This window comes from Shigella sp. SIG6 (genome assembly GCF_053555815.1).
Map to the genome: position 1 here is coordinate 1 of NZ_JBQZXC010000131.1, position 9,405 is coordinate 9,405.

At 52.4% G+C, this 9,405-nt stretch carries 3 protein-coding genes and 2 pseudogenes; 1 reads left to right on the forward strand and 4 read right to left on the reverse strand.

Going from position 1 to position 9,405, the window contains the following annotated elements:
• The 3 genes and pseudogenes from ACUU1M_RS16730 to gyrA all read right to left on the reverse strand — a co-directional run.
• Positions 1-335 (reverse strand): annotated as a pseudogene (locus tag ACUU1M_RS16730) (DUF1175 family protein); the annotation flags it as partial.
• Positions 332-2,020: a DUF2138 domain-containing protein gene (locus ACUU1M_RS16735; RefSeq protein WP_000012287.1), complete on the reverse strand. Its 1,689-nt coding sequence runs from the start codon at positions 2,018-2,020 to the stop codon at positions 332-334. The gene ACUU1M_RS16735 and the pseudogene ACUU1M_RS16730, both read right to left, overlap by 4 nt.
• Positions 2,021-2,168: 148 nt before the next feature.
• Positions 2,169-4,796, reverse strand: coding sequence for a DNA topoisomerase (ATP-hydrolyzing) subunit A (gyrA, locus tag ACUU1M_RS16740; protein WP_001281218.1), 2,628 nt, complete (start codon positions 4,794-4,796; stop codon positions 2,169-2,171).
• Between the two features lie 146 nt (positions 4,797-4,942).
• Here gyrA and ubiG point away from each other — a divergent pair, with 146 nt between their 5' ends.
• Positions 4,943-5,665: a bifunctional 2-polyprenyl-6-hydroxyphenol methylase/3-demethylubiquinol 3-O-methyltransferase UbiG gene (ubiG, locus tag ACUU1M_RS16745; RefSeq protein ID WP_000990752.1), complete on the forward strand. Its 723-nt coding sequence runs from the start codon at positions 4,943-4,945 to the stop codon at positions 5,663-5,665.
• A 127-nt stretch (positions 5,666-5,792) separates the two neighbouring features.
• On the opposite strand, the pseudogene yfaL reads toward ubiG, so the two are convergent.
• Positions 5,793-9,405: pseudogene (gene yfaL, locus ACUU1M_RS16750) on the reverse strand (AIDA-I family autotransporter adhesin YfaL/EhaC); the annotation flags it as partial.

Below are 9,405 nucleotides of genomic sequence, written 5' to 3' on the forward strand. Positions count from 1 at the left end.
TCACGTAGGGGCCGTTTTTCCCGCTCCCCTGATTCCAGTTTTGCGCCAGTTGACGCTGTTCAGGTGTTAGCGTCATCTCTGGCGGCAAATACTGGCTAGATAAACCGTTACTTTTTAGCCATTTACTGTCGTGAACTTTCAGCGTCTCGTTCGCCGCAAATCGCACCAGGCCCGCACAATCCTGCTGATACCAGCGTGGACTTGGCCCCTGGCAGAGCTGTTCTTGTGCAATGCGTACAAACCAAGCGCGAAACAGCCTGGATTGTTCGACATTCAGCATTTCGCTATGGGCAACAACACAGCCAGCAAATCAGCGCCAGCAGCCCGTGTCTCATAGCGGCTGCCAGGTTATGGGTAGCCACTGCCAGGCGACACCGGGTTCCATCTGGGCCAGCTTCATGACATAACGCGGTTGTTGAGATAAAGCGTCCAGCTTCGGCATTAATAAAGTTTGTGCGGCGTTATAAAAAACCGGTTCGAGATTCTTCGGCAGACTGGTCAACGTTTCGTTACGCAGCAGTTTCGCCACGCCTTGTGGATTGATATAGAGCGGAACGATGCCATCAGTGGGTATTACATCCACCATTGCCGGGCGGGTTTTATTCAGTGTTTGCAGGGCGTTATTAACCAGCGTGTCATCGAGGGAGAAAAGCAGCGTTTTGTTTTGCATCGCCAGCGACACACGGAAAAAATAATCCGACATTAATTGATCGGGTTGCGCCGCCTGCGCTTTCGGATACTGACCGTATCGGGAACTCACTTCGCGACACCAGATTTGCGCTTCGCCCTGCTGAGTCTGGCTTACCGGCAAAACACCTTCTGGCGCTTTGCTTTCGTGCGCACCAATATTTTGCGTAAACAGTTTCCCTGGCAATTGCGCCTGTTCGGCAGTGCCATCAAACTGACCGACAAACAGCGGGGTTTGCAATTTTGAGTCTTCATACCAGCACAGCCCCGCGGCACCGTCTAACTCCCCATTCAGCTTGTCGTTTTCCTGGCTGATGTGCGAAAGCATCTCTTCGGCAATACCGTGTGAATACAGCACCGCCACACAGAAGCTGGCTCCGGCAGGCATACTGTTCCAGACCGGCGTAAAATCGAAACTGGCATCTACGCTGGCGGATTCATCATTTAACGCCACAAAACTGTGCCAGCCGTCGTTACCCATTTCGAAGCGTACGCCAGCAAAAGAAGGCATTAACCGCTGGTAGCCAAAACCCAGCAACCTGGCGCTGGCCACGATGCGCAGGCGTACTGGCGTTTTTTCGGCAGTACGCTCTTCCAGGCCAAAGCTGGCTTGCCAGCGTTTTTTACCGCTCAACAAATCACTTGCGATCGCCGTGGCTTCGGTATCCTGCTGATCATCTTTAAACAACATATCCGTACTGGAAAACACCAGCATCTTGTCCTGATATGTCGCGAACATCAGGGCGTTATTGCCGTTATAGCGCAACTGATAAACAGGAATAGTTTCACTATTTATCTTGATGCTACTGATTTCCGTTTTGCTTAACTGGCTGTCGCTGGTAGCGGCAAACAACAATGGCTCCAGCAGTTTGCTTAAACCACTGCGCTGGATCAGCACCATGTAATGTGAAAGATGGCCTTGTTTATCGTGCCATAGCGCCGCCTGCGCGGGCTGATCTAAGAGTGACGAAAAGAGCTTATCTTTCAGCGTGAGATCGTGTTCATAGACAATGCGGCGAATGCTGCCTTCAATGCCCAGACGATCGGCATGATTCTGATAATAGAAAACGAAATCTTCGCTCAGAACATCGTGGAGAAACGGAATGGTGAGGAGATCTTTGGGAAGCTGGCTCAGAGAGTCGCTGTCTAGAAAGAGGTCCGGCTCATTGAGATCGATTTGCAGATTGTTGTGCACCACCAGCGGCGACAACGTTTTTTCTGGCCCACTGCCAGCATATTGCAACGCCCAGACGCCAGCGGAAAGCAGTGCTATTGCGCCAAAACCTACAAGACCATAGAACCGCCAGCCTTTCGCCTTTTTTTCACCACTCATTGCCACATTCCTTGTGTATAGCCAGCCATTTTTTACGGGCACAGCCAAACTTTACCGCGCCCTAATACGACAAAAGCCCAGACTTTGCAGCCTGGACTTTTCAATTCAAACAAGGGAGATAGCTCCCTTTTGGCATGAAGAAGTAAAATTATTCTTCTTCTGGCTCGTCGTCAACGTCCACTTCCGGAGCGATTTCATCATCCCCTTCCGCGGCACTGCCGTCGATGGTATCCAGATCTTCCTCGTCAACCGGTTCAGCAACACGCTGCAGACCCACTACGTTTTCATCTTCCGCAGTACGGATGAGGATCACGCCCTGGGTGTTACGGCCCACGATGCTGATTTCTGAAACGCGAGTACGTACCAGCGTACCGGCATCGGTGATCATCATGATCTGGTCGCAGTCATCTACCTGCACCGCGCCAACCACTAAACCGTTACGTTCGGTAACCTTGATGGAGATAACCCCTTTTGTCGCACGCGACTTGGTTGGGTATTCCGCCACTGCAGTACGTTTACCGTAACCGTTTTGCGTTGCGGTGAGGATTGCGCCATCGCCACGAGGCACGATCAGAGAGACGACTTTATCGCCTTCACCTAAGCGAATACCGCGCACACCAGTGGTATTGCAGCCCATCGCACGGACAGAAGACTCTTTAAAGCGCACCACTTTACCTTCGGCGGAGAACAGCATTACTTCATCTTCGCCACTGGTCAGATCAACGCCGATCAGCTCATCGCCGTCAACCAGTTTGATCGCCACTTTACCGGCGGTACGCAGACGGTTGAATTCGGTGAGGACGGTTTTCTTCACAGTACCGTTAGCGGTCGCCATGAAGACTTTCACGCCTTCTTCAAACTCGGTCACCGGCAGGATCGCGGTGATACGTTCGTCCTGTTCCAGCGGTAGCAGGTTGACGATCGGACGACCGCGCGCGCCACGAGTGGCTTCCGGCAACTGGTAAACTTTCATCGAATAGACGCGACCACGGCTGGAGAAGCACAGAATATGGTCGTGCGTGTTCGCCACCAGCAGTCGGTCGATAAAGTCTTCTTCTTTAATACGTGCGGCAGATTTACCTTTCCCGCCACGACGCTGCGCTTCGTATTCAGAAAGCGGCTGATATTTAACGTAGCCCTGGTGAGAGAGCGTCACGACCACATCTTCCTGGGTGATCAGATCTTCCAGGTTGATGTCTGCGCTGTTGGCGGTGATTTCAGTACGACGTTTGTCACCGAACTGTTCACGAACCAGCTCCAGCTCTTCGCGGATCACTTCCATCAGACGATCGGCGCTACCAAGAATACGCAACAGTTCCGCGATCTGATCCAGCAGCTCTTTGTATTCGTCGAGCAGTTTTTCGTGCTCAAGGCCGGTCAGTTTCTGCAAACGCAGATCCAGAATCGCCTGAGCTTGCTGTTCGGTCAGGTAGTACAGACCATCACGCACGCCGAACTCTGGCTCCAGCCATTCCGGACGCGCAGCATCGTCGCCAGCACGTTCCAACATGGCGGCAACGTTGCCCAGCTGCCACGGATTAGCAACCAGCGCAGTTTTCGCTTCTGCAGGCGTCGGCGCATGACGGATCAGTTCGATGATCGGGTCAATGTTCGCCAGCGCCACGGCTAATGCTTCAAGGATATGAGCACGATCGCGAGCTTTACGCAGTTCGAAAATAGTACGACGGGTCACCACTTCACGGCGGTGACGAACAAACGCCGCGATGATGTCTTTCAGGTTCATGATCTTCGGCTGACCATGGTGCAATGCCACCATGTTGATACCGAAAGAAACCTGCAACTGGGTCTGGGAGTAGAGGTTGTTGAGCACAACTTCACCGACCGCATCGCGTTTCACTTCAATCACGATGCGCATACCGTCTTTGTCAGACTCGTCACGCAGCGCGCTGATGCCTTCCACGCGTTTTTCTTTTACCAGTTCCGCAATCTTCTCGATCAGGCGCGCTTTGTTTACCTGATACGGAATTTCGTGGACGATAATGGTTTCACGTCCGGTTTTGGCGTCAACTTCCACTTCAGCACGGGCGCGGATATATACCTTGCCGCGACCGGTACGGTAAGCTTCTTCAATACCGCGACGACCGTTAATGATTGCCGCCGTCGGGAAGTCCGGCCCCGGGATGTGTTCCATCAGCCCTTCAATGCTGATGTCTTCATCATCGATATACGCCAGACAACCGTTGATGACTTCCGTCAGGTTGTGCGGCGGGATGTTGGTTGCCATACCTACGGCGATACCGGAAGAACCGTTCACCAGCAGGTTAGGAATTTTGGTTGGCATGACGTCGGGAATTTTTTCCGTGCCGTCATAGTTATCAACGAAATCGACCGTCTCTTTTTCGAGATCGGCCATCAGTTCATGGGCAATTTTCGCCAGACGGATTTCCGTATAACGCATTGCCGCCGCAGAGTCGCCGTCGATGGAACCGAAGTTACCCTGACCGTCTACCAGCATGTAACGCAGCGAGAATGGCTGCGCCATACGGACGATCGTGTCATAAACCGCCAAGTCACCATGGGGATGGTATTTACCGATTACGTCACCAACGACACGGGCAGATTTTTTATAGGCTTTGTTCCAGTCATTGCCTAGTACGTTCATGGCGTAAAGTACGCGACGGTGTACCGGCTTCAGGCCATCTCGGACATCTGGCAGCGCACGGCCAACAATGACCGACATCGCATAATCCAGATAGGAGCTCTTTAGCTCTTCCTCAATGTTGACCGGTGTAATTTCTCTCGCAAGGTCGCTCATCTAACCGCTATCCCTCTACTGTATCCCGGATTCAAAGGTCGCAAATTATAACACAGCCGCGCAGTTTGAGGTAAACCTATACGCTTTATTCACATCCAATGCCTGATATACTCGTTTGTCTTGCCAATTACGGAGTAGAAGTGCCAATGAATGCCGAAAAATCGCCGGAAAACCATAACGTAGACCACGAAGAGATCGCTAAATTTGAAGCCGTCGCCTCCCGCTGGTGGGATCTTGAAGGTGAGTTCAAACCGTTGCACCGCATTAACCCGCTGCGTCTGGGCTATATTGCCGAGCGTGCTGGCGGTTTATTTGGCAAAAAGGTGCTCGATGTCGGTTGTGGCGGCGGCATTCTGGCCGAGAGTATGGCGCGCGAAGGCGCGACGGTGACCGGTCTGGATATGGGCTTTGAGCCATTGCAGGTGGCAAAGCTGCACGCGCTGGAAAGCGGCATTCAGGTGGATTACGTGCAGGAAACCGTGGAAGAGCACGCGGCAAAACATGCCGGGCAGTATGATGTGGTGACCTGCATGGAGATGCTGGAGCACGTACCCGATCCGCAGTCAGTGGTCAGAGCCTGTGCGCAACTGGTGAAACCAGGCGGCGATGTCTTTTTCTCGACGCTTAACCGCAACGGCAAGTCATGGCTGATGGCGGTGGTTGGCGCGGAATATATTTTGCGCATGGTGCCCAAAGGTACGCATGATGTGAAGAAGTTTATTAAACCGGCAGAGCTGCTTGGCTGGGTGGATCAGACCAGTTTAAAAGAGCGACATATAACCGGGCTACATTACAACCCGATCACTAATTCCTTTAAGCTCGGCCCCGGCGTGGATGTGAACTATATGCTGCACACGCAGAATAAGTGAGGTTGATGTTTGGCCGCGCCAATGCCTGATGCGACGCTTGCAGCGTCTTATCAGGCCTACAAATGCTCTCCGTAGGCCAGATAAGGCGTTTACGCCGCATCCGGCAATTGTGATGGTCAGACAGCGATTACCATTTCACCGTCATCGACAAAAACCCTGCCGTCTGGGCAAAATCATCACTCCCTTTCTGCCACGCCACGCCACGCTGCCGCGCAGGGACACTCGCTGACTGATATTGCCCGTGACTCCCACTTTTATTTCACCCCGTAGCTTCACCGCATCGTCACTGATAGTGCTGCCATCTTCTTCAATTTCCGTCGCATGGGGATCGTGATAATAATTCAGATCTAATGTTGGTGTGACACCAACCGCGGTACGCCATTCGCTGTGTAAACCCAGCCGCGTCTGAATATCATCCCCCTGCGATTGTGACACGCGCGCATGGTTAGCGGCGGTAAAATCATCCTGCTGCACGCCCTGATAAATCACCTGCGCCTGCGGTTCAATCACCACACCACGCCCCGGTAACCACTGATACCCGGCTTCCAGCGAGGCGATAATCCCCGACGAATGGTAACGATCCACGCCATCTTCATGTTCGGAAACATCATTGTTAAACCACGCGTATTGCAGCCAGCTATCCAGCCAGGCCCCCTGCTTCTGATTACCGTGCTGATACCAGCTTGAGGTCAGCCCAACGGCATAACCGTGGTTCTGGTTATCGGCGCGAGTTCCGGTCATATTCGAGCGGCTGTCGCCCTGATTATCACTGTAGCCACCAACCGCCCCAAGCATCCACTCGCCATCCGTGCCCCAGCGCCCGCTAAACAAGCCGCCGCTAAGCTGCACCGTAGAAGTGTCTTCCTGCTGAGCCAGTTGCCCTGCCGCCGTGTAATGATAACGTCCGCCGATAACACGTAAATTCAGCGTCTGACCATCGCCACCAGCGTGATCGCGTCGCTCCATCATAAACGCCTGATTTGCCGCCCGCAGGTTATTGAGATAACCGCCAACTTTGGCATTCAGCACCGGCTGGTAAGCAGGCGTAGGGGCCGGGTCGGGGGTTGGGTCAGGATCCGGCGTGGGATCAGGATCGGGAGTCGGGTCTGGCTCAGGTGGCGATGGCGGCGTTACTTCTTGCGATCGCAGATACCAGTCGTTGTTATCTTCCACTAGCGTGTAGTCATACGCTCCCATGTTGACGTAGCCACTGCCAGCCAGACTGAACTGTGCATTGTTTTGAAACTGCGTGGGATCAGCTGCGAAATCAACCACTTTAATGCCTGTCGATGTCGGCTCACCAATCCCTGTAATGGAGTTAACCACCACAGTTGTGTTGCCAGCAGTATTACCGTTCATCACCAATTGATCGCTTACCGAGTCATCGCCGTTTAATTCGCTGTCGAATAGTAGCGTACCGCCGCCGGTATAATCACCGTTTACCGTCAGCGTATCGCCAGCGACGCCATTTTGCAGGCTAACCGCACCGGACGTATTGGTCAGATCACCATTAACCGTCACGTCAGCAAGATAGGTCAGGCTGTCAGTTTCAAGGTTGGTATTAAGCTCGCCTGTCAACGTCACGCCATCGGTAGCATTTACCAGCGTCCCATCGCCGTTAAATAGTGAGGCATTAAGGGCGACGGAAGTATCCTGCCCGGTCAGACGCAAAACCGTACCATCGCTGATGTCGATAGTGCCGCTGGAAGTAGCATCAATTGACTGAATATCCTGATCCGCGCCAGTAACGAACGTTGCCCCATCACCAACCCACAGTGACGAAGCATAAGGAAAGATATCCGCAACATCGCCTTTCAGGGTGCCTTCTTCGACACGTACCGCCGACTGCGTTGTACCGCTGGCGGTCAGCTCCAGCGTACCCGCCCCCGTTTTAGTAAATGTGCTACCCTCATCCTGATGCTGCCCGCTGCTGTCAGCCATCAGTGCGCCCCACTGCGTGTCTACCCCCGCATCAACTGCCACTTCACCGTCGGCGCGCATTTCAATATCACGCCCATGCTCAGTCGTCGTAGAGCGAGTATCGACATTGGCAGTAATCTCCATCACGCTTTCTTGTTGCTTATCGGTAAAGATAACCTGGCGGTTATAGTGGGTATCTCCAAGCTGCGAGTTGTCGCTCACCATCAGCGTACCGGAGGCGATTTGTGTTGTGCCCAAATAACTATTATTGTTTGCCAGACTTACCTGCCCGTCGCTCGCATCGACCACCACGTAGACGCCATCTTTCCCGTCGCCGCCGATATGCAAATTGTCGCCACCTGCAAGATCTACCACATCCTGACTGCCGATAACCGTTCCGCTGCTGCCACTGACTTCAAGGCCATCATTGTATGATGTGCCGCTCTGCCAAGTGGAGAAATCAGAGAGATCGAGCACACCGCCGTTTAACACGATCGACTGCGGATCGTCCTGGAGAGCGGTAAGATCTGCCGCGTCGCCTTCCAGCGAAAGCACCGCACCATCATCAACGACTATATCGCCGGTTAGCGCCATCGACTGCGCCCCTGCCAGCACGTAGCTGCCGTTTTGCGCAATGGTGAGCTGACCAGCACCTTCGATGATGCCAGCAAAACTGCCCTGATTAACAGTAACGTTGCCACCAGCATCGATATTTAAAGTGCCATTCTGAAAGCCCGTCAATGCGTGCACAAAAGTTTGTTGGGTCGAGCCAACGTTTAGCTCAGCCTGATTCTGATACTGATCAATACTCCCTATCGTCAGACCGTAGCAGTCTTGCGGATCGTCCTAGCAATGCGTATCGCCGACATTCATCAGGGAGTTGCTGCGACCCAGGGTAACTTCACCGTTTTCAATCTGCATCTCACCAGTAAAGTCATTGTTATCTGCATTAAGTACCAGATCGCCGGAACCTGTTTTGGTGATTAACCCGGTACCAGCAATAGAGTCAACAGCTCCGTCATTCTCTGTATTGCCGATAACCAGCGTTTTTCCGTCGGCAATATCAAAGGTAACTTCACTTAAGCCGAGATACATAAAGCCACCCGCCGCAGTGGAAGGACCATCTCCATAGCCTGCTGCGCTATTGTTCTCATCGACTAACACGCCGCCGTTCTGGCTGTAGCTGTCATCAACAGAAATATCAATAAGATAGGGAGCCGTCGCGCTATTGGTATATATCGCCCCGCCATAACCTTCGGCTGTGTTATTTGTAAAGGCGGTGTTATTTATTATCGTATAACCTGAAGGATGCTTGCTGTCGCTATTATTATCGGTAACATCAATTGCCCCGCCATCGCCATCACTGTAACTTGTTGATGTATATGCCTGGTTATTGTTAAAAACATCATCACTTAAATAGACGTCATTATTAATGGTATAAATTGCGCCACCTTTGCCATCATTAGCGATATTATTGCGAAACATGGCGTTAGTGACACGTAAATCGACGGCACCAGTATCATTAGTACCAGAAGAATAGATTGCGCCACCATAGCCGCCTGCGACGTTACCGGAAAAAATAACATCAGTAAGATTCAGCGTTGAGTTTTCTTTAGCAAATATGGCCCCGCCGTTATTATATTCTCCTGTAACGGTGTTATTGGCAAACAGAGTCATTCCAGTTTCATTTTCTGGTAATAGTGAAAATTCCGCTCCTTGTTGCAAAAATACGGCCCCACCGCTGGCATTATTGGTCATATCCGAAAAAACCAGCCATTGCCCATCGGCGATAGACTGGCCCCCTGAATCTCCAGACAACT